This window comes from Bradyrhizobium sp. SZCCHNRI3043, assembly GCF_032377735.1.
Classification (GTDB): Bacteria; Pseudomonadota; Alphaproteobacteria; order Rhizobiales; family Xanthobacteraceae; genus Bradyrhizobium.
The window spans coordinates 178,400-200,189 of sequence record NZ_JAUHID010000006.1 but is presented as its reverse complement, the minus strand read 5'-3'; the positions used below and the strand labels follow the sequence as shown (position 1 = coordinate 200,189).

Sequence of the window (21,790 nt, the reverse complement as noted above, 5' to 3'; positions counted from 1 at the left end):
GATGCCTGCGGGTTCGACGGTGTCGGAGTGCCCGCCGCCAGCGGTCACGAAGCCATTTCACTTCTCCTGGAGCGCGTACTGCTTCGACAGATGGTCTCCAATCTGGACCAACATGGCGACGCATTCGGGATAGCCAGGCCTGCCGATCGTCTCCTGATCGGCACTGGCGCGAAACTCCCAGGAATTTCCGTCCCGCACGACCGCGATGCGAATGCCCTCGGCGTACTCGGTATGAGCCTTCAGCTCGGCCACCGCCATCGCGATCAGTTCGGCTTCGGTCTTGCTCGGCTTGCTCATCCGGTTGTTCCCTGCATCAAACGTCCACGACGACGCTTTTATCCAGCTTGTGGCCCCACGCCAACGTTCCCTTGCCGGGGATCAGACGCCTCGCCGGATCAGCACACCACATTCTGATCCCGCACTCCGCCCCAGACAGCCCACGCGACCATCCTCCACGGCCGCCCCCATCGGAGCGATGGACGGCCGGCAGCGAACTGCCCGCTCTTTCGGCAGGCCGGACGCCGCCCCCCGGACCCGGGTTTAGCCAGCGCCGCCAGACTGTTGCCGGCGCGTCAATGTGTCCATTTTCCGATTGACGGCAGGACGGCGCGCTGAAATGGTGCCCCCGCTTTCAGGCCCAGCGCGGCCGATGGGCGCTCGCCCTTCATACAAGCGCCGAACAAGAGCTGAAGGCATCGAGGGGGAGGACGTTTCGTTGGATTCGCTTCAAGCGCGCCGTCATGACGACATGCACGTTCTGCGTGATCGCGAAGCCGTGCCTCCTGAGAGCTCAGGCGCGCTCGTCTGACAGCGCCCGCAGCGGAGACAATGATGCGCCCCTTGTTGGCAATCAGTAACGCCATCGATCAGCTCAACGAAAAGATCGGTTACGTCTGCAATATCATGGTTCTGCTGGCCTGCCTGGTCAGCGCGATCAACGCCATGATCCGCTATGCCTTCAGCTACTCGTCGAACGGCTGGCTGGAATTGCAGTGGTACATGTTCGCGCTGCTGGTCATGTTCGGCGCCTCCTACACCTTCCGGCGCAACGAGCATGTTCGGGTCGAGCTGCTCTATCTCTATCTGTCCGAGCGCGGCCAGCTCTGGCTCGATCTGATCGGCACGCTGTTCTTCCTGATCCCGACCTGCCTGCTGCTGGCCTACCTGTCCTGGCCGTTCTTCATGCAGTCCTATTCGGTCAACGAGATGTCGGCCAATGCCGGCGGCCTGCTTCGCTGGCCGGTGAAGTTCGCCATCCCCGCGGGCTTCGTGATGCTGGCGCTGCAGGGCCTCTCCGAGGTGATCAAGCGCGCCGCCGCGCTGCGCGGTGAAGTGACGATCGACGCCAAATACGAGAGGCCGACGCAATGATTACGCTGGAGATGATGCCGCCGCTGATGTTCGGCGGCCTGGTCCTGGCGATGCTGATCGGCTTCCCGGTGGCGTTCACGCTCGCCGCCGTCGGCCTGTCGTTCGGCTTCCTCGCCATCGACTTAGGGTTCTTCGACCTCAACTTCCTGCAGGCGATTCCGGGCCGCATCTTCGGCAGCGTGCTCGCCAACGACCTGCTGCTCGCGATCCCGTTCTTCACCTTCATGGGTGCGATCCTGGAGAGATGCGGGCTCGCCGAGGACATGCTGGATTCGATGGGCCAGCTATTCGGGCCGATCCGCGGCGGCCTCGGCTATTCCGTCATCATCGTCGGCTTCATCCTCGGCGCCATCACCGGCACGGTGGCGGCACAGGTGATCGCGATGGCGATGATCTCGATGCCCGTGATGATGCGCTACGGCTACAACATGCGCTACATCACCGGCGTGCTCGCGGCGTCCGGCACCATCACCCAGCTGGTGCCGCCGTCGCTGGTGCTGATCGTTCTGGCCGACCAGCTCGGCAAATCGGTCGGCGACATGTATCTCGGCGCCTGGGGCCCCTCGATCTTCCAGGTCGTGCTGTTCGCCGGCTACACCTTCGTGCTCGGCCTGGTCAAGCCGGGCCACCTGCCGCCGGTGCCGAAGGAGGCGCGTACGCTGACCGGCTGGGCGCTGTGGAAGAAGTGCCTGATGGGCATCATTCCCTCGGCGGTGCTGATCTTTGTCGTGCTCGGCACCATGATGATGGGCCTGGCCACGCCGACGGAAGCCGGCGCCATGGGCGCGGTCGGCGCGATCGTGCTGGCGGTGATCCACCACAAGGAGTTCACCAAGAGCGATCGCAGCATCCTGATCGTCGGCGTCGTCGCCGCCGGCATCGGCACCATCATCGCGATGCTGTTCACCGAGAACCTCGCATTCAAGCTCTCTTTCGCGGTCACCTATCTCGCGGTTGCCTGGCTCTGCATCCGCGCCGTCGCCCTCCCCGACCTGCGCGACCTGATCAAGCAGGGCTACGAGACAACCATGCGCATCACCTGCATGGTCACTTTCATCCTGATCGGCTCGACCTGCTTCTCGGTGGTGTTCCAGGGCGTCTCCGGCGGCGAATGGCTGGAGCACCTGCTCACCTCCCTGCCCGGCGGCGTCTGGGGCTTCCTGATCTTCATCAACGTCTTCATCTTCTTCCTGGCCTTCTTCCTCGACTTCTTCGAGATCGCCTTCATCATCCTGCCGATGATCGCACCGATCGCGCAGAAGATCCTGGCGCCGGTGGTCGGCCCGGAGGCCGCCCTGATCTGGTTCGGCGTCATGCTGTGCGTGAACATGCAGACCTCGTTCCTGCATCCGCCGTTCGGCTTCGCGCTGTTCTACCTGCGCGGCGTCGCGCCGAAGGAAGTGAAGAGCTCCGACATCTATTGGGGCGCGATGCCATGGATCGGCCTGCAGGCGATCATGGTGCTGCTCGTAATCGCGTTCCCGGTCACGGTGACCGGCCTGCTCGACAAGCCGGTCCAGGTCGACCTCGACAAGGTCAAGATCGAGGTGCCGCAGATCGATCTGCCGCCGCTGGATTTCGGCGCGCCGAAGCAGTAGACGGCGGCTCCGACCGAATGAAGAAAGCCCCGGAAGCTCCGCTTCCGGGGTTTTTGTTTGGGGCCGCCTCTTTTGTTTGGGACCTGTTTGGGGCCGTCTCTATCAGCGCGTCATTGCGAGGCGCCCTTGCGCCGAAGCAATCCAGGGGCACGCGCGCAGCCCTGGATTGCCTCGCTGCGCTCGCAACGACGGAATCTCGCTCAGCTCTGCGACCGCCGGGCCATGAAGTTGTCGTAGCCGACCTCGGCGACCTGGAACCAGGAATAGCCCGCACCCGAATAGGCCGTGAGCGAGTCCAGCGCCTTCTTGAAGTTTGGATTGCCGGCGGCGACCTCGGCATGCAGCTCCTTGGCGGCCTTGAACGAGGCTTCCATGACCGGAGCCGGGAACGGATGCAGCTTGGCGCCGCTGGCGATCAGCTTGCGCAGCGCCAGCGGGTTGGCGGAATCGTACTTGGCCATCATCCAGTTGTTGGAGTAGTGGCCGGCCTGCTCGATCAGCTTCTGATAGTGCTTGGGCAGCGCGTTCCACTTGTCGAGGTTGATCATGGCGAGCAGCATCGGCCCGCCCTCCCACCAGCCGGGGAAGTAGTAGTGCGGCGCGACCTTGTAGAGGCCGAGCTTCTCGTCGTCATAGGGACCGACCCATTCGGCGGCGTCGATCGTGCCCTTCTCAAGCGCCGGATAGATGTCGCCGCCGGCGATCTGCTGCGGCACCGCGCCGAGCTTCTGCAGCACCCGCCCGGCAAAACCGCCGATGCGGAATTTCATGCCGTTGAGATCGTCGACGGAGTTGACCTCCTTGCGGAACCAACCGCCCATCTGGCAGCCGGTGTTGCCGGCCAGCAGCGAGGTGACGTTGTAGCTCTTGTAGAACTCGTTGAGGATCTCCTTGCCCCCGCCCATCAGGTACCAGGCCTGGTTGATGCGCATGTTCGGGCCGAACGGCACCGACGAGCCGAAGGTGAAGGTCGGGTCCTTGCCGAAATAATAGTAGGACGCGGTGTGGCCCATCTCGACGGTGCCGTTCTGCACGGCGTCGAGCACCTGCAGGCCGGGCACGATCTCGCCGGCGGCGAAGGTCTGGATCTGGAATTTGTTGTCGGTGGCCTCACCAATCATCTTGGCCATGATCTCGGCGCCGCCATGCAGCGTGTCGAGCGATTTCGGCCAGCTCGTGGTCATGCGCCATTTGATCTCCGGCATCGATTGCGCGATCGCGGGCGATGCGATCGCGGCGGCGCCTGCAGCGCCGAGCCCGGTGACCTTGATGAAGTCTCTCCGCTTCATGCTCTTTCCTCCCTTGTGGTGATTGTGTTCGTTTCCTGGGCAGCCTTCTTGCGAGGCTTAGTTCCAGTGTGGATCAAAGTGCGTCGGAGTGCCATTGCAAAACGATGTCGCAATGCAACGCAAAAGCCCGGCCTCTTGCGAGGCCGGGCTCAATGTCTATCCGCCGATCGAAATGCTGAAGATCAGCCGCGGGTGCGCGAGCGGATCATGAAGCTGTCGTAGGTGTATTCGGCGACCTGCCACCACAGATATTCGTCCGAGCGGTAGGCCTGCATGGCATCGATCGACTTCTTGAAGTCGGGATTCTTGGCCGAGATCTCGCCCCAAAGCTCGTTGGTCGCCTTGAGACAGGCTTCCAGCACCTCGTTGGTAAACGGGCGCAACTGGGTGCCGCCGGCGACCAGGCGCTTCAGCGCCGACGGGTTCTGCATGTCGTAGCGCGCCGCCATCCAAGTGTTCGCGGCCATGGTCGCGTTGGTCAGGATCGCCTGGTAGCTCTTGGGCAGCGAATTCCACTTGTCCAGGTTGGTGTAGGCATGGACGGTCGGACCGCCTTCCCACCAACCCGGATAGTAATAGTACTTGGCCACCTTCTGGAAGCCGAGCTTCTCGTCGTCATAGGGGCCGACCCACTCGGCCGCGTCGATGGTGCCCTTCTCCAGCGCCGGGTAGATGTCGCCACCGGCGAGCTGCTGCGGCACGACGCCGAGCTTCTGCAGCACCTGGCCGGCGATGCCGCCGATGCGGAATTTCAGGCCCGAGAGGTCGGCGGCGGTCTTGATCTCCTTGCGGAACCAACCGCCCATCTGGGTGCCGGTGTTGCCGCAGGGAAAGCCGATCACGCCGAACTTCTTGTAGAACTCGTTGGCGAGCTCGTTGCCGCCGCCCTGATACAGCCAGGAGTTCTGCTGCCGGGCATTGAGGCCGAACGGCACCGAAGCGAAGATCGCGAAGGTCGGGTCCTTGCCGACGTAGTAATACGACACCGTGTGGCACATCTCGACGGTGCCGTTGGCGGTCGCGTCCAGCGCCTGCAGGCCGGGAACGATTTCGCCGGCCGCGAACACCTGGATCTGGAACTTGTTGTCGGTCATTTCGGCGACGTACTTGGCCAGCTCGGTGGCGCCGCCATAGATCGTGTCGAGCGACTTCGGGAAGCTCGAGGTCAACCGCCACTTGATCTCGGGCGACGACTGCGCGATCGCCGGCGAGGCGATGGCCCCCGTCGCCGCGGCACCGGCGGCCGAAACCTTCAGAAAATCACGACGCTTCATATTAGGGCATCTCCTTGTTGGGGGCGTTTCCCGTTGAAAAAGCATTTATCCGCCGATGCGATTGGCCGCACACGGTCGAAGGCGATCCGGGCCGGGCTTTAGCACGGAACCGGTTAAGCGAAAACGCGACGTTGGAATGACAAACGGTCCAATAGTCGCACGCGCTTCGCTGCAGTGCATCAAGCAGCGGCGATGGCGTCCTTGAGCTGATCCCGCACCGACGCGGCGATGCTCCGGTAGATCGCCGCGTGCGGACCGTTCGGCTCGCTCTCGACCAACGGATTGCCCGCATCGGACGTCGTGCGGATGTCCATGTGCAACGGGATCTCGCCGAGGAACGGCACGCCGAGCCGCTCGGCCTCGTGGCGCGCGCCGCCATGACCGAAGATGTCGGACCGGGTGCCGCATTGCGGGCACTGGAAGTAGCTCATGTTCTCGATGATGCCGAGCACGGGCACGTTGACCTTGCGGAACATCGCAAGCCCGCGGCGGGCGTCGATCAGCGACAGGTCCTGCGGCGTCGACACGATCACGGCGCCCTTCAGGGGCACGTTCTGCGCCAGAGTCAGCTGGGCATCGCCGGTGCCCGGCGGCATGTCGACGACGAGCACGTCGAGCGTACCCCAGGCGACGTCGCGCAGCATCTGGTTGATGGCCGACATCACCATCGGGCCGCGCCAGATCATCGGGCTGTCCTCGTCGACGAGAAAGCCGATCGACATGATCGACAGGCCGAACCGCGACAGCGGAATCATCTTCTTGTCGTCGGTGAGCTTGGGCTTTTCCTGCAGGCCGGTCAGTCGCGGCACCGAGGGGCCGTAGATGTCGGCGTCGAGCAGCCCGACCTTGAGGTCGAGATCGCGCAGGCCCAGCGCGAGATTGATCGCGGTGGTCGACTTGCCGACACCGCCCTTGCCCGAGGCTACCGCGATGACGGCAGCGATACCCGGGATCGGAGCCTGCCGGGACATCGGCGAGTCGGCCGGATGCTGGTGCTGATGCGGACGATGCGCCGCGACCGGCTGCACGCCGCTCTGCCGCGGCGGCGGGGCGGCAGCGCCCGCCTTGCGCTCGGCGGTCAGCGCGATCATCGCCATGGTCACGCCGGGAATGGCGCGCACGGCGGCTTCGGCTTTCGCGCGGGTGTCTTCCCAGGCGCGGGCCTCGCTGGCCTCGACATTGATCGAGAAGAACACCTTGCCGTCATTGGCCGTGATCGGCGAGAGCACGCCGGCGTCCGGCAGCGCCACGCCGCGCGGCGAGCGGACCCGCTTGAGTGCCTCGATAACCTGCTGCTGCGTCACGCTCACGGCGCGTCTCCTGAAGAAGTTCAGAACGCGCCACATCGTCGCGCCCTATCCTGTTGACCGGACATGATCTTCCGTCGTCCGCGACGGGACCGCCCCGGCCCTGCGTTGCGCTGCTTCATAAGGCCGGCCGGCTCAAAACGCCACCTTGGTTCCGATGTCGCCGGCGGTCTCCACCGGCGCGTCGTCGGCCTGCTCCTTGGCCGCCTCGTAATTGAGCTCGATCGTTACGCCGTTGGGGTCGCGCACGAAGATCTGCCACAGGTCCCCACCCGGCACCTGCCGCGCGTCGAACGGCATGCCCTTGGCGACGAGCCGCGCCTTCATGCCGGCAAAGCCGCGGCTGACAAAGGCGACATGGTGGACGACGCCAGAGTCCGGCTTCTGTGCCTCCGAGGTCGGCGAGATGTCGACCAGGTGCACCACCGGGCGGCCCTCGCTGTACATCCAGGCGCCGGGAAAGGCGAAGTTCGGCCGGGCGCCGTTCTCGAGCCCAAGCACGTCCTCGTAGAAGCGCACGGTCTCGGCGAGGTTGCGGGTCCGGATGTTGAAATGATCGAGCACGCCGACGCTGACGCCCATGCGAGATACTCCCTGGCTGGTTCGTTGGTTGACTGGATTTCGTTGCCGGATGACGGCTTTGCAAGCCGTCATGATGATGCCTCTTTAGCACGGGCGGACGTTTTCGCATCCGTCACGAAGCCGTTGCCCCTGTTTCGCAAGCGGCTATGGTGCGGCGTCCAGCGCCGCCGCCGGAACCCGGCCGGCCGCTGATGTTTTCCGTCAAGAACGGCCCGGCCCTCTCAAGGCTGTCGGCAGAACCCCAAGGTCAAGGTAGCTCATATGGCTAAAGTCGCTTTCATCGGTCTCGGCGTCATGGGTTTCCCCATGGCAGGACATCTCGTGAAGAAGGGCGGTCACGAGGTCACGGTCTACAACCGTACCGCGGCCAAGGCGAAGGAATGGGCTGACAAGTTCGGCGGCAAGACCGCCGCGACGCCGAAGCAGGCCGCCGAGGGCCAGGACTTCGTGATGTGCTGCGTCGGCAACGACAACGATCTGCGCGCGGTGACCATCGGCCCGGACGGCGCTTTCGCCGGCATGACCAAGGGCGCGACCTTCGTTGACCACACCACGGCCTCGGCTGAAGTGGCACGTGAGCTCGATGCCGCAGCCACCAAGGCCGGCTTCAAATTCATCGACGCGCCGGTGTCCGGCGGCCAGGCCGGCGCGGAGAACGGCGTGCTGACGGTGATGTGCGGCGGCACCGCGGACGCCTATGCGGGCGCCGAGCCGGTAATCGCGGCCTATGCCCGGATGTGCAAGCTGCTGGGACCGGCGGGCTCCGGCCAGCTGACTAAGATGGTCAACCAGATCTGCATCGCCGGCCTCGTGCAGGGCCTGTCCGAGGGCATCCATTTCGCGAAGAAGTCGGGCTTGGACGTGCCCGCCGTGATCGAGACCATCTCCAAGGGCGCCGCCCAGTCCTGGCAGATGGAGAACCGCTATAAGACCATGAACGATGGCAAGTATGACTTTGGTTTTGCGGTGGAATGGATGCGCAAGGACCTGTCGATCTGCCTCAGCGAAGCGCGCCGCAACGGCGCCCATCTGCCGGTGACCGCGCTGGTCGACCAGTTCTATTCCGAGGTCGAGAAGCTCGGCGGCAAGCGCTGGGACACGTCGAGCCTGCTGGCCCGCCTGGAGAAGTAATCCGCGATCGCGATCCGATGAACGTGCCGCCGCGCGCTTCGAGCGGCGGCACGTTTATTTCTGCCCCGTGACGACCAACTGGCTCGTCATCGCCGTCGGCCGGGACCTCGCGCGCCCTATCTGACCCGTATCAGCCGGCGCCATTGCGCACCCTCCGACTCGCTGATACCCGTCGCAATCGCCAATCGTTCGCATGTGTTGCCGAATAGAGACAGGTTTGATCAGAAGAGAAGATATGTAATGTTATAACATTACATATCTAACGTTCTGCGTTAGCTCTCGTCCCGGTCACAAGAGCGCTGGAGGGGGCGCGGACACCGGCATGGCCGGACCGCGGGTGGGGGAATCGGAATGAGCATGCGGGACGTCCGGGGTTTGATTGCGTTGGCGGGGCTCGTTGCGGCGGTCTTCTGCGCAGCCGTTCCGCTGGCCCATGCGCAGCAGGCAGCAAATCCTGGCGTGAGGCCGGCGGCCGACACGCTGCTGCCAGACGTCACCGTCGATGCGCCGCGCCAGCGACAGGCTGCCGGCCGTTCGCCGTCACCGGTCAGAACAGCCAGCGGGACGGTACACCCCATGCCCCGAGGGACAGCGACGCCACCGCCGGCAGTCGCGCCATCGCCCCACGCCTCCGCCTCCCCAGCGGCGACGCCGCTCAACGGCAATGCGGCTCCGGCGGTCGGCGGCCGGCTGGGCCTGATCGCGCGCGAGGCGCCGGCATCGATCGAGGTCGTGGGTGCAGCGACGCTGCGCGAGCAGGGCTATCACACCACCGTCGATGCGGTGAAAGGCGCCACCGGCGTCAGCGCCGGCGATGCCCCGAACGACGTCGGCTTTGCCATGCGCGGCTTCCAGGGCAACCAGGTCAACGTCCTCTACAATGGCATCAACATCGGGCCGACCGGCTTCACCGCGCTGACGATGGAGACCTTCAACCTCGACCGGGTCGAGTTTCTCAAAGGCCCCTCCTCGCTGATCTCCGGCCAGGGCGCGGTCGGCGGCACCATCAACTTCGCGACCAAGGCGCCGCACACCGGACCGGTCCAGAACGAGGCTTTCATAGGCTTCGACCAGCGCGGCACGTTCCGCAGCGGCTTTGGCTCCGGCGGCAGCACCGCGATCGAGGGCCTGGACTATCGCTTCGATATCAGCCGAACGAAAGAGGTCGGCTTCATCGACGACACCGAGTTCAAGAACGTCCATGTCTCGGGCCAGCTCGACTACCGCCTGTCCGACAGTTTCAAGACCTTCTTTGCCGCCGAGTTCAAGGACTACAAGGCCAAGCCCTACGAAGGCACGCCGCTGGTGCCGGTCACCTACAGCGGCGCGAACGCGACCAGCGGCATCGTGTCGGGCACCAAGATATCCGCCTACAACGGCAGCGATCTCGGCGCCGTCACGATCGACGGCCGCACGCTGTCGACCAACTACAACGTCGTCGACGGCCACAAGACGATCAAGGAGTCCTGGGTGCGCAGCGGCTTCGAATGGGACCTCAGCAACGACGTCAAGCTGCGCAGCCAGATCTACAACTACAATGCCAGCCGCGACTGGTACAACAACGAGGTCTCGGCGTTCAACGCGACCACCAACACGGTCGATCGCGAGCGCTTCTTCGTCCACCACAACCATAACATGGTCGGCAACACCACCGACATGACCTGGAACGGCAGCATCTTCGGCCTTTCCAACCGTCTCGTCACCTCGGTCGAGAGCTCCCATACCGACTTCACGCGGCCCGGCGCGGCGAACTTTCCCGGTGACGCGGTCCCCCTGGTCGGCTTCGACCGCGGTGTTTATGGCCAGCTCGGAACGCAGTTGCAGACCGCCACGATCGACAGCGTCGCCCTGAACCTCGAGGACCGGCTGAAGCTCACCGACACGTTCGCCCTGGTCGGCGGCCTGCGCTACAATCCGTTCACGCTCGATCGCAACTCGATCGACAGGAATGGCGCGGTGAAAAGTGGCTTCCCCTATTCGAAGAGCTGGCAGCCGGTCACCGGCCGCATCGGCTACACGTGGGAGGCGCTACCCGGCACCACCTTCTACAGCCAATATGCGACGGCCACCGACATCTCGGCCGACAGCATCTTTATCTTGAGTCCGACGCAGAACCTCGCGCTGTCCGACTCCCGCAGCTACGAGACCGGCGTCAAGCAGCTGCTGTGGAACGGGCGCGCGGAGTGGACCTTCTCGGCCTTCGACATCGCGCGCAACAACGTCTACAGCGCCCAGGCCGGCCAGCAGCTCAACCTCGCCGGCAAGGTGAAATCGCAGGGCATCGAGGTCGCGGCCGCCGTGCGGCCGACGCCGGAGAGCAAGCTATGGGGCAACGTCGCCTATGTCCGCGCCCGCTATGCCGACTATGATCTCGCGGGCGGCGGCTCGTTCTCGGGCAACACGCCGCCCAACATTCCCGCCATCATCGTCAATGGTGGCGGCTCCTACCGCTTCCTCAATCCCGGCTGGTGGCCGGTCGAGCTCGGCTTCTCGGTGCGCCATGTCGGCGATCGATGGAGCACCGATGCCAACACGGTGAAGCTAAACGCCTACACCACCGCCGACCTGTTCGCCTTCGTCGATCTGCCGAAGGTGCCGATGTTCGCCACCGCGACCAGCACGCGCCTCGCCTTGCGCATCCGCAACGTCACCGACAGGCGCTACGCGGCCTGGAGCGATCCGTTCTATCCCGACCAGATCTTCCTCGGCGCGCCGCGCACCTACGAGGTCGAGGCCTCGTTCAAGTTCTGATGACAGCATGATCCAGGCGCTGATCCTCATGCACCGCTGGTTGAGCATCCCGCTCGGTCCGCTGTTCGTGCTGTGGTTCGCGACCGGGATCGTGATGCACTACGTGCCATTCCCGGCGCAGACCGAGAGCGATCGCTTCGCCGCGCTGCCGGTGCTCGACATCGCCGTGTCGCTGCGCAGTCCCGCGGAGGCCCTCGCCGCTGGTGGCATCGATCATCCCGCCCGCATCCGGCTGTTTCAGCGCGTGGATGGTCCGGTCTATGTCATCTCGGCCGCCGGCCTCAGCGCGGCCATTCATGCCGACACGCTGGCCGCGGCCGACATGAACGATCCCGGTCTCGCACTGTCGGTGGCACGCGCAGCAGCCCAGCAACGCGGGCTCGAGGCCGATCGCGCCGCCATCGCGGCGCTGGACAGCTACGATCAATGGACGGTGCCGAACCGGTTCGATGTGCATCGTCCTCTGCACCGGATCGCGCTCCACGATCCCGACGGGACCGAGCTGTACGTGTCGTCGAAGACCGGCGAGGTCGTGCTCGACACGACACGCTTCGAACGCGCCTGGAACTACGTCGGCAGCGTTGTCCATTGGATCTATCCAACCGTCCTGCGCAAGGACTGGGCGGCCTGGAACATCGTCGTGTGGTGGCTATCGCTCGCGGCCGTCATCGCCGCCGTGACCGGCGCCCTGCTCGGTCCGATGAGGCTGCGACCTCGCGAGGCGCAGCTGTGCTCGCGCTACCGCGGCTGGCACCTGTGGCATCATTGGGCTGGTCTGCTCTGCATGCAGTTCGTGCTGACCTGGATGGTCAGCGGTTGGCTGTCGATGGACCATGGCAGGCTGTTCGCGACCGGCCATCTGACGCCGTCCGAGGAAGCCATCCTGGTCGGCACACCCGATTGGAGCCGCCTGACCGCGGTTGCACTCGCGGCGGTGCATGGCGAGGTTCGCGAGATCGAGTGGTTCGCCTTCGGCGGCCGCCTCCATCAGCGCACCCGGCGAGCGCCGGGCCAGCAGCAGATTTCGGTGCTGGACGGCGCTTCGGCAAGGATCATCGGACGCTTCCTGCAGCCGGCCGACGTCAATGCCGCAACGTCCCGCCTGGGCCACGATTGCGCGCGCTCGACCGAAGTCGAGCCGGGCGAGGACTATCCGTTCGTCTCCGATGTGCCGGGCGCGCCGGTCCATCGCGTGATCTGCGGCGACACCTGGTATCATGTCGACGCCGCCTCCGGCGCGGTGCTCGAGAAGCTCGATCCGTCCCGACGCGCCTATCGGTGGCTCTATCAGGCGCTGCACACGCTCGACTTTCCGGCCCTGCTCGCCCATGCGGCGCTGCGCACGGTTCTCATCGTCGGCCTTTGCGCGATCGGCCTCGTCTTCAGCATCACGGGCGTGGTGATCGGCTGGCGCCGCCTGCGAATGAAGCTCCGCTGAACCTCGCACAATGGTTAATTTAACGCGCGGTTAACGCAAATTTTTCGTTGTCTATAATCCGTCTTAAGGATTTGGGCCCAGTTATAGACAATGCAGAAAGCAGCCCGTGCGTCCCGGGCAGGATTTGTGTTGTTTGATGAGTAAACCCGCTGAAAAGCCTGAGGTCGTCGAGCTTCCGGCAGATCCGCCGGCGCTTGCACCAGCAAGCCAGCGCCGGGCCGCGCAGCAGCGGGTGCGCGAGGCGCGCGACCGGTTAACGTCGACATCGGGAACGCGTCCGGCCTTCGATCGCGAGCTGCTGCGCCAATACGCGCAGACCCGCATCTCCGCCTCCTACATCGTCGTGCTGCTGGTGGTCGCAACCGGCCTGATGCTGAGCGCCTGGCTCCATACGCTGGCGGCCGGCGCATGGACGGCCGGCGTGCTTTGCATCCATGCTGCGATCGTCCGCAACTGCTCGAACTTTCTCGCCGACCAGCCGTCGATGGCGGCGACGCGGCGCTGGCGCACGCGCTTCGTGCTGCTCGACCTGCTCTACGGCGTGTGCTGGATGGCGATCCTGATCCACCCCGCACTCGCGGCGGTGTCAGGCACGCTGATGATGTTCCTGATGCTGCTGGTGATCGCCGTCTCCAGCATGCTCGCTGCCAACCTGCCCGTCGCCGCCGTCGCGGTCACCGCACCGGTCACGGTCGCGATCACCCTCAGCCTCGTGCTGTCGGGCACGTTCGACAATTACCTGCTGGCCGGATTTGCGGTCGCAGCCGAAGGCTATTTCGTGCTGCTCGCCCATCAGCTGCATTCGACCACGCTCGCCACGCTCGAAGCACGCGCCGAGAAGGACGCCCTGATCGGCGAGCTCGAGCAGGCCAAGGCGATCTCCGACGAGGCGCGCTACCGGGCAGAAGCGGCCAACGTTGCCAAGTCGCGCTTCCTCGCGCAGATGAGTCACGAGCTGCGGACGCCGCTGAACGCCATCCTCGGCTTTTCCGAGGTGATGAAGAGCGAGATCTTCGGAACGCACGCGGTGCCGGTCTACAAGGAATATTCGGCCGACATCCACAATTCCGGCGTCCACCTGCTCAACCTGATCAACGAGATCCTCGATCTCTCGCGCATCGAGGCCGGCCGCTACGAGCTCAACGAGGAAGCCGTGGCGCTCGTGCACGTGATCGCCGACTGCCATCATCTCCTGAAGCTGCGCGCCACGAGCCGCGGCATCACCATTCACGAGGTGTTCGAGCGGAAGATGCCGCGGCTGTGGGCGGACGAACGCGCGATCCGCCAGGTCGTGCTCAACCTGCTCTCCAACGCCATCAAGTTCACGCCGCAGGGCGGCGACATCTGGCTCAAGGCCGGCTGGACGGCCTCGGGCGGGCAATATCTCAGCGTCAAGGACACCGGCTCGGGCATCCCCGAGAACGAGATTCCGATCGTGCTCGCCTCGTTCGGCCAGGGCTCCAACTCGATCAAGTCGGCCGAACAGGGGGCCGGGCTCGGCCTGCCCATCGCCAAGAACCTGATCGAGATGCATGGCGGCACGTTCACGCTGAAATCGAAGGTCCGCATCGGCACCGAGGTGATCGTCACCTTCCCGCCGGAGCGGGTGATGTCGGCGCTCGCTCCGCTGTCGGACGAGGCCCCGCCATTGCAGCCGGAGCATGCGATCGCCCCCGCTAAGGAGAAGCGCCGGGTGCGCAAGCCGATCATGAATGCCGGAACGGGACTGTGAGATGATTGCACTTGCACGACAGTGGCAGAACCTTTCAAACTCGCTCCATGAGCCAGGATACGCCCTGCATCGCCGTCTGCATGATCGACCCGAAGACGAAGCTCTGCTTCGGTTGCGGACGCACGCTGCCGGAGATCGCCCGCTGGGGCCGCATGTCGCGCGACGAGCGGCTGGCGCTGATGGACGGGCTGCCGTCCCGCATGCACGACGCCGGCCTGCCCGCGCTGGCGCGTCGGCGCGACTGAGCGCCTCCGTGCCGACGGGAGGCGCGGCATGAACAAGATCGCGCTCGTTCTCGTCACCATGGTGCTCACCGCGGGCGCCGTGATCGTCTACAAGGATCCCGAGCAGGCGGCGCTCGCAAGCGACACCGTGTCGGAGGTTCTGCGCAGCCGCGTGCTCAGAGCCAAGGCGAGCCCTCCGACCAACGCGGTCGAGATCGAGCGCACCAGAGGCGGTGAGTTCGCGTTGCGCGCCAAGATCAACGGCGTCACCGCGCCGATGGTGGTCGACACCGGCGCCACATCGGTAGTTCTGACCTACGAGACCGCCAAGGCCGCAGGCCTGCCGCTCGAACTGCTCGCCTACGACGTCGACGTCGAGACCGCCGGCGGTCACACCAAGGCGGCGCGCCTGACCTTGGACCGGCTTGCGATCGGCAAACTGGTGGAACGCTCGGTTCCGGCCTTGGTAGTGCCGCACGGCCAGATGAAGACCAATTTGCTCGGCATGAGCTTCCTCGACCGGCTGGAGCGCTGGGAAGTGCGCTCCGACCGGCTGATGCTGCACGGCTTTCCCGACCGCAGCTGAGGGGCAGCGCCTCGTTGCAGCCCTGCCGGAGGAGAATGCGCTCGCGCGACAGACCGTCACCGAGTTGCTGCCGCCGGCCTGATCCGCTCAGGCGAGCGCCGCAACCGCCGGACGATCCTCGACCATTGCCACCGCCTCGCGCAGCACCTCGATGCCGGCGTCCGGCTTGACTCCACGTTCGGCAAGATGGCGGCGGAAGGCGCGCGCCCCCGGCACCGCATGATAGGCCCCGACGAGATGCCGCGTCATCGCGTGCAGCCGCGTGCCCTGCCCGAGCTGATGTTCGATATAAGGCTCCAGCGCCGCCAGCGCCTCTTGCATCGACAGATGCGGCGCGGCCTCACCGAACAGCATGGGATCGACATCGAGCAGCCGCCACGGCTCCTGATAGGCAGCTCGCCCGAGCATCACGCCATCGACATGCGCGAGATGACCTTGCGCAGCCTCGATGCTGCCGATGCCGCCATTGATGATGACTGGCACGTGCGGCAGCCTCGCCTTCAGCCGGTACACCCTGTCGTAGTCGAGCGGCGGGATGTCACGGTTCTCCTTCGGCGACAAGCCGTCCAGCCACGCCTTGCGCGCGTGCACGATCAGCGCGTCTGAGCCGCTGTCGACGACCGCATCCGCCAGCACATCAAGTGCGATTTCCGGATCCTGATCGTCGATGCCGATGCGGCACTTCACCGTGACGGGAATGCGAACGGCGCGCTTCATCGCGGCGACGCAGGCGGCGACGAGCGCAGGCTCGGCCATCAAACAGGCCCCGAAGCGGCCGTCCTTCACCCGGTCCGACGGGCAGCCGACGTTGAGATTGATCTCATCGTAGCCGAACTCCTCGCCGATCTTGGCTGACGTCGCGAGATCGCCGGGATCGGAGCCGCCGAGCTGCAGCGCCACCGGATGCTCGCTTCGATCGAAGCCGAGCAGCCGCTGGCGGTCGCCATGAATCACGGCGCCGGTGGTGACCATCTCGGTGTAGAGCAACGCCCGGCGCGACAGCAGCCGATGGAACACGCGGCAGTGCCGGTCGGTCCAATCCATCATGGGCGCCACGGCAAATCTATGTGATTGATATTGCTTCATTTTTCGAGCATGTTCAACTCGTTAGGTCGCCTCGTATGCACTCTATTCTACGCCACAGCGCGATGTTTTTTTGGGCTTTTTGCCGCCTCAGTGCACACGGAGCGCACACGCGTGGCAACTATCACCAGACTGAAATCCGGCTCTTGGAGAGCCCAAGTCCGACGAAAGGGGGAATATGTCAACGGGACGTTTCTCCGCCGAAAGGATGCCGAGGAATGGGCCATCGATATCGAGCGGCGGATCGATCGCCAAGAACCGACAACGACGCAAAAGTCCCGCGACGTCCAACTCTTCGGCGATCTCGTCACGCTTCATCGTCAAGATTTGGCCGAGGTGGGAAAGGACATTGGTCGCTCCAAAACTGCGAGCCTCATCTTCCTGAACGAAAGACTTGGGCATCTTCGTCTTCCAGAGCTTGATCGAGAGCGGTTCATCAAATTTGGAAAAGAGCGCGCGATGGAGGGGGTCGGCCCGGTGACCGTCGGTATCGATCTTGGATACATCAAAACGATTCTGTCTCACGCCGCCGCAGTACACGGCATCGTTGTTTCAACCGAACCACTCGACCACGCCCGGATCGCTCTTCGACGTCTCGGGCTCGTCGGAAAAGGCGATGAGCGCAACCGCCGTCCCACGCAAGACGAACTCGATCGTATTATCTCAGCGTTCGAATTAAACAGTCGGCAACAGATCCCAGTCGGTCGTGTGATCCGATTCGCGATCGCAACGGCTATGCGGCAAGATGAAATTGCAAGAGTCGAATGGCGCGACTTCGACGCCGGCAACCGAATGCTCCTCATTCGCAATCGGAAAGATCCCCGAAAGAAGAAGGGCAACGATCAGCGAATTCCCCTGCAGGACGATCCGTTGGAACGGTATTTCGCCGTCAGTGCCAACAATTGAAGATCGATGACCTACATTTCCACGATCTGCGCCACGAAGGCACGAGTCGTCTTTTCGAGGCTGGATTTTCCATTGAACAGGTTGCGCTTGTCACCGGGCACAAGGATTGGAAAATGCTGCGTCGCTACACGCATCTAAAGCCAGAGACTCTCCATTCCATCCGTTCGGTGCGGGTTGCCTGACAGGCGCCGAAAACAAGAAGAATGAGCTGCTGCCGGTTTGATGGACACCCGGTCAAGCTAATCCCACCTTGCGCTCGAACTCAACCGGGCTGACGTAGCCGATGGTCGAGTGCCTGCGGGTCGTGTTGTAAAATCTCTCGATGTAGTCGAACACATCGGCTCGCGCCTCGTCTCTGGTCCTGTAGGTTTTGCTCTCCGTCCGTTCGGTCTTGAGCGACGAGAAGAAGCTCTCCATCGCCGCATTGTCCCAGACATTGCCGGAACGGCTCATGCTGCAGACGATGCCGTGGTCGGCCATCAGGCGCTGGAACTGCTCGCTGGTGTACTGGCTCCCCTGGTCGGAGTGGTGCAACAGCGCATCCGGTTTGCCCCGTCGCCAGACTGCCATCAGCAACGCATCGGTCACCAGCTGAGCCGTCATGGCGGCGCTCATCGACCAGCCCACCACCCGGCGCGAGAACAGGTCGATCACTGCTGCAACGTAGAGCCAGCCCTCGGCCGTCCAGAGATACGTAAAGTCGGCGATCCACTTCTGGTTCGGCCGCTCGGCGGCGAACTGCCGGTCCAGCAGGTTCGCCGGCACTGTCTCGAGTTGCCGATCGCCACTGTCCTTCGGTAAACACCGGCGTCGCGGCCGCGCCCGCAAGCCCTGCAGGCGCATCAGCCGTTCGATCTGGTGGAGGCCGCAGTCCACCCCGTCGGCGAGCAGATCACGCCACACCCGGCGCGCGCCGTAGGTGCGGTCGCTAGCCATGAAGCTGGCCTTGACCTTGCCGCCGAGCTCTTCGTCGCTGCGGGATCTGGCGCTGGGAGAGCGGTTCAGCCAGGCATGAAAGCCCGACCGCGACACCCCCAGCGCATTGCATAGCCATGCCACCGGCCAGATCGCCCGGTGCTTCGCGATGAAGACGAACTTCATGTCGCTTCCTTCGCGAAGAAGGCTGCGGCCTTTTTTAGAATATCCCGCTCGGCCTTCAATTTGGCGACCTCACGGCGCAACCGCTCGATCTCCTGCTGCTCAGGCTTCATCTGGCCATGGCCGGGAAAGGCCCGTACCGGGTCGGAGCCGAACTCCTTGACCCACTTGCGCAGCACGTTCTCATGAACGTCCAGATCGCGGCCGGCTTGCGCCACCGATACCCCGCGCTCCCTGACCAGCTTGACCGCCTCGACCTTGAACTCGCGACTGAACTTCCGTCTCTTCATCGCCCACCTCCGGCTTCATGAAACACCCAATCTCGGTGTCCATCAAACCGGCAGCAGCTCAGAAAGTGAAAACTTCATCTGGAGCGATGAAAGGTCGAACATCGTACTCAGCTTGGAAGGGTTTCGGCATTTGAATACTTTCAAGGTGCGTTCGGACAAAACGCAGCTCTAGGCGCGATTGAACTGACATAGCTTTTCTGGATTGCCGATTGATTGAAGCGGGCCCAAAGATCGCCCCTCGCCTACGGGCCAGAGATAGTCACTATGCCTGAAAACATGGTTGGCGCGCCCGCGATCCAACATGTAGGAGCCACCATCCTGAGGCATCGGTGGTTCGAGTCGGGGGTCCGCTACATCGCTAGACCCACTATTTCGGAAGCCCTGTTTTCTTGTCGGCGGGCAGCCCAAATGCCAATGAACAAGTCCCAATCCCGGGGCCCGCGACACCAATTCTTGCGATCGGTGGAACGGATTCCCGGGCTCGTCGTAGCGTCACGTTTGGTTAAGGCGAATGCATAAGGCCGCCGCCTCAATGCGTTCACATCGCCTTGGCGAGCACGAACAACCGGAAATCCTCGAGCGCCGCGTGCCGATGCGGGGCGACTTCGCGCTGGTAGGTCTCGGTTTCGACGATCGAGCGGAAGGCGGCGAAATCGCCGTATTCATTGATCGCCGCTTCGTCCCAGCGTTTGCCTTGCGGGCCGACCAGGCTCGCCAGGACCGGCCCGGAAAACATCCGCACCAGCGGCTTACCGGCTGCGAGACGCCGGAAGGCCGGTCTATAGCGTTCGTTAAAGGCTTCGCGGCCCGAACAGGGCGCGGCGTCGAAGCCGTCCTCGTAACGCGCATACGCGCGGTAGCGCAGCAGATTGAGCATGTAGACCGGCTGGCCGGGGGGAATCGCGCGCTCGGCGGCGTCGAGGGCTTGCAGCGTGATTTCGATGGCGTTCATGGGACTTCTCGCGGTTTCTAGCGGCGCAGCATGCGCGCTAACGCTCCCCATTTGGCCCATCGGAACGGCCTCTTGTAGCGACCCCGTCGCCATGACTATGTGGACTGAATGTCCACAACAGCCTTGCCTCCCGACCTCTCGCGTCTCCTCGCCTTCGTCCGCGTCGTCGAGGCGGGCTCCTTCGCCGAAGCCGCGCGGCGGGCGGGGACAACCACCTCGGCGATGTCCAAGGCGGTCGCCCGCCTCGAACAGGCTCGCGGAATACGGCTTTTGCATCGCACCACCCATTCGCTGGCGCTGACCGAAGAGGGCGAGCGGCTGATGGCGGCGGGACGCGCGCTGGCCGAAAGTCTCGATCGCGTCCAATCCGCGCTCGGCGAAGCCGCGCGTAACGATGGCGGACGGGTGCGAGTGACCGCCCCCGCCTCGTTCGCGCGTGCCTGCATCCTGCCGCGACTGCCTGCGTTCCTGCGGGAGCGGCCGGAAATCGAGATCGAGATCAAATTCCGCAACGAGATTCTTGATCTCGCAGCGGAAGGCGTCGACATCGCCATCCGCTCAGGACCCCTCGATCGCGCGCCCGGTCATCTGGCGCGGCGGCTTTGCACGTTCTCCTGGATCGCTTGCGCCTCGCCCGCCTATCTGAACGCGCGCGGCGCGCCGGCGACTCCATACGAGCTGTCCGAACATGACCACGTCGGCTTCCGCAATCCCGCGAGCGGGCAGATCCTGACCTGGCGCTTCACCGACCCGCGCGGCAAAAAACTCGTTCGCGTCGCGCCCAAGCCCAAGCACATTTGCGACGACGCGCACGCTTCGGTCGCTTTGATCGCGAATGGGTTCGGCATTGGCTGGGGCCCGGCATGGCTCGTCCACGACGACTTGCGCACAGGTCGGCTCGTCGAAGTGCTCGAGCCGTGGCGCGCGCCGGCGGAGCCCCTATGGATGCTGCGCACCTCGGACCGCCGGCCGCCCCTGCGCACGCAGCGCGTCATGGCGTTCCTCGCTACGCTTCCCGCCGCGTTCAGTGACAAATCGGGATGAGGCGTCGGCCGTCAGCTGGGCTTTGCGGTCGGCGCGTAGGACGCCAGCCGGCTTGGGAGGGGAAATCGGGGACAGACCACGATTTCCCCGGCTTCCTGGGCTTCCGCCTTGGCTCGGTCAGCAATCTGCAGCATGCCGGCAAGAACGGGCTGCGCGTCGTCTCTCAACTTCGTCCATCCGTGGTCAGTCAACATGCAGACTGGGCACATCTGAGTTCACCTCGACAGAAGGACACGGCAGTACCTACCCCGAGACGTAGGAGGCACCGGGGGCGCCGTGCAAGAAGCCGTTGGCGAATGGAACGTCCGGATAGATCTCGCGCAAGCGGCCCCTGGCGGCCTCAGCTTCCACGCGGCCCGCCAGGACCGCCTGGAATTGCTCGGACACCGCGACCATGTCGCAGGCCTGAGGTGACAGCCGCAGCGATCTCACGCCGCTCTGCGTCAGACGATCGAGATCGCCGAGCAGGTTGCAGCAACCATGCGACAACGTCTGCACGCCATTCATGGTGAGGAACGCTTCATTGTCCAGCGTCGTCACGACGAGGCCGTCCGGATCCTGCTCGCACACGAAGCGGCAATTGTCCTTGGCGAGCTTGTGCAGGCGGGCGTGATAGCAGCGCGCGGAGATCGCGAGCGGCACACGGCCGAAGGCGAACACTTCGATCGCCACCTGCGGCACGGCGCCGGCGATCGCGGCAACCGAGGACAGTGGCAGCTCCGGCGGGAGGCAGATCCGGGTAGCGCCCTGGGCGGCATGAAACGCGGCGCTGGCCTCGTTGTAGATGTTGACGAATGGCCCGATCGCATGCGGCCTACCGGCGATCGATTTGAGGCAGGTGAGGTCGTTGACCTCCACCAGACCGTGGCCAAACTCGGCGAGGCTTGCCGTCTGCCGGCGCTCGCGTCGCAACGACACCAGGACCAGCGAACCCAGCAGCACCTGCTTGCCGGCAGCCATAAGCCGCTCGATGACTTCAGGCAAATGGGGTTCGAAGAACGGTGCGCGCTTAGAGCAGACGACCTCGCCGACCACGACGCGGTCGAGCGGGGCCTCGTCGGCCATGCGAAAGTAAAAATCACGCCAGCGCTCGGGCTGCCAATTGTAGAGCACGGGCCCCAGAGTGAGCTGCAT

Annotated in this window: 18 protein-coding genes and 1 pseudogene; 10 read left to right on the top strand and 9 right to left on the bottom strand. The window is 64.3% G+C overall.

All coding sequences use genetic code 11. The annotated features are described in order from the left end of the window. Positions 1–57: 57 nt before the first annotated feature. Positions 58–297, bottom strand: a complete 240-nt coding sequence (locus tag QX124_RS15500; protein WP_315776912.1) for a hypothetical protein — start codon at positions 295–297, stop codon at positions 58–60. Between the two features lie 534 nt (positions 298–831). Between QX124_RS15500 and QX124_RS15495 the strand changes: the two genes are divergently transcribed. Next, positions 832–1,371, top strand: a complete 540-nt coding sequence (locus tag QX124_RS15495; RefSeq protein ID WP_315739620.1) for a TRAP transporter small permease subunit — start codon at positions 832–834, stop codon at positions 1,369–1,371. Next, positions 1,368–2,969, top strand: coding sequence for a TRAP transporter large permease subunit (locus tag QX124_RS15490; RefSeq protein WP_315739619.1), 1,602 nt, complete (start codon positions 1,368–1,370; stop codon positions 2,967–2,969). Before QX124_RS15495 ends, QX124_RS15490 begins: the two co-directional genes overlap by 4 nt. Before the next feature lie 200 nt (positions 2,970–3,169). On the opposite strand, the gene QX124_RS15485 is transcribed toward QX124_RS15490, so the two are convergent. The 4 genes from QX124_RS15485 to QX124_RS15470 all read right to left on the bottom strand — a co-directional run bounded on the left by QX124_RS15485 (position 3,170) and on the right by QX124_RS15470 (position 7,421). Beyond that, positions 3,170–4,258, bottom strand: a complete 1,089-nt coding sequence (locus tag QX124_RS15485) for an ABC transporter substrate-binding protein (RefSeq protein WP_315781107.1) — start codon at positions 4,256–4,258, stop codon at positions 3,170–3,172. A gap of 182 nt (positions 4,259–4,440) precedes the next feature. Continuing rightward, positions 4,441–5,577: a TRAP transporter substrate-binding protein gene (locus tag QX124_RS15480; RefSeq protein ID WP_409997703.1), complete on the bottom strand. Its 1,137-nt coding sequence runs from the start codon at positions 5,575–5,577 to the stop codon at positions 4,441–4,443. Between the two features lie 134 nt (positions 5,578–5,711). Further along, positions 5,712–6,842 carry an Mrp/NBP35 family ATP-binding protein gene (locus tag QX124_RS15475; protein ID WP_315797626.1) on the bottom strand — a complete coding sequence of 377 codons (1,131 nt, stop codon included), beginning with the start codon at positions 6,840–6,842 and terminating at the stop codon, positions 5,712–5,714. Between the two features lie 132 nt (positions 6,843–6,974). Further along, positions 6,975–7,421 (bottom strand): VOC family protein, encoded by a 447-nt coding sequence (locus QX124_RS15470; protein WP_315739613.1) that lies wholly within the window; start codon positions 7,419–7,421, stop codon positions 6,975–6,977. Between the two features lie 261 nt (positions 7,422–7,682). On the opposite strand from QX124_RS15470, the gene QX124_RS15465 reads away from it, so the two are divergent. The 6 genes from QX124_RS15465 (at position 7,683) to QX124_RS15440 (ending at position 15,283) form a co-directional block, all read left to right on the top strand. Continuing rightward, the gene (locus tag QX124_RS15465; protein WP_315739612.1) at positions 7,683–8,552 is read left to right on the top strand and encodes an NAD(P)-dependent oxidoreductase; all 870 of its coding nucleotides are present in this window, start codon (positions 7,683–7,685) and stop codon (positions 8,550–8,552) included. Positions 8,553–8,903: 351 nt separating this feature from the next. Then, positions 8,904–11,303 (top strand): TonB-dependent receptor, encoded by a 2,400-nt coding sequence (locus QX124_RS15460; RefSeq protein WP_315797625.1) that lies wholly within the window; start codon positions 8,904–8,906, stop codon positions 11,301–11,303. Positions 11,304–11,310: 7 nt separating this feature from the next. Beyond that, on the top strand, positions 11,311–12,741 hold the full coding sequence (locus QX124_RS15455) for a PepSY domain-containing protein (protein ID WP_315797624.1): 1,431 nt from the start codon (positions 11,311–11,313) through the stop codon (positions 12,739–12,741). Between the two features lie 136 nt (positions 12,742–12,877). After that, a complete protein-coding gene (locus tag QX124_RS15450; protein WP_315739609.1) occupies positions 12,878–14,473 on the top strand; it encodes a HAMP domain-containing sensor histidine kinase in 1,596 nt (531 codons plus the stop codon). 47 nt (positions 14,474–14,520) lie between these two features. Then, the gene (locus tag QX124_RS15445) at positions 14,521–14,718 is read left to right on the top strand and encodes a DUF1289 domain-containing protein (protein WP_315776917.1); all 198 of its coding nucleotides are present in this window, start codon (positions 14,521–14,523) and stop codon (positions 14,716–14,718) included. Between the two features lie 28 nt (positions 14,719–14,746). Beyond that, positions 14,747–15,283 carry a TIGR02281 family clan AA aspartic protease gene (locus tag QX124_RS15440; protein WP_315739607.1) on the top strand — a complete coding sequence of 179 codons (537 nt, stop codon included), beginning with the start codon at positions 14,747–14,749 and terminating at the stop codon, positions 15,281–15,283. A gap of 87 nt (positions 15,284–15,370) precedes the next feature. Here QX124_RS15440 and dusA read toward each other — a convergent pair whose 3' ends face one another. Continuing rightward, the gene (gene dusA / locus QX124_RS15435) at positions 15,371–16,369 is read right to left on the bottom strand and encodes a tRNA dihydrouridine(20/20a) synthase DusA (RefSeq protein WP_315776919.1); all 999 of its coding nucleotides are present in this window, start codon (positions 16,367–16,369) and stop codon (positions 15,371–15,373) included. 9 nt (positions 16,370–16,378) lie between these two features. Here dusA and QX124_RS15430 point away from each other — a divergent pair. Further along, positions 16,379–17,454, top strand: a pseudogene (locus QX124_RS15430) (tyrosine-type recombinase/integrase). A gap of 52 nt (positions 17,455–17,506) precedes the next feature. On the opposite strand, the gene QX124_RS15425 reads toward QX124_RS15430, so the two are convergent. Then, positions 17,507–18,660, bottom strand: a protein-coding gene (locus tag QX124_RS15425; RefSeq protein ID WP_315797622.1) for an IS3 family transposase whose coding sequence is annotated in 2 segments (ribosomal slippage) — positions 17,507–18,411 and positions 18,411–18,660 — 1,155 coding nt in all. Because the reading frame shifts where the segments join, the coding sequence is not laid out codon by codon here. Between the two features lie 538 nt (positions 18,661–19,198). Continuing rightward, positions 19,199–19,612 (bottom strand): hypothetical protein, encoded by a 414-nt coding sequence (locus tag QX124_RS15420; RefSeq protein ID WP_315797621.1) that lies wholly within the window; start codon positions 19,610–19,612, stop codon positions 19,199–19,201. 108 nt (positions 19,613–19,720) lie between these two features. Here QX124_RS15420 and QX124_RS15415 point away from each other — a divergent pair, with 108 nt between their 5' ends. Continuing rightward, a complete protein-coding gene (locus QX124_RS15415; protein WP_315772872.1) occupies positions 19,721–20,656 on the top strand; it encodes a LysR family transcriptional regulator in 936 nt (311 codons plus the stop codon). A 243-nt stretch (positions 20,657–20,899) separates the two neighbouring features. Here the strand turns inward: QX124_RS15415 and QX124_RS15410 are convergent, their stop codons facing one another. Continuing rightward, complete coding sequence (locus QX124_RS15410) at positions 20,900–21,790, bottom strand: U32 family peptidase (RefSeq protein ID WP_315772870.1); 891 nt, start codon at positions 21,788–21,790, stop codon at positions 20,900–20,902.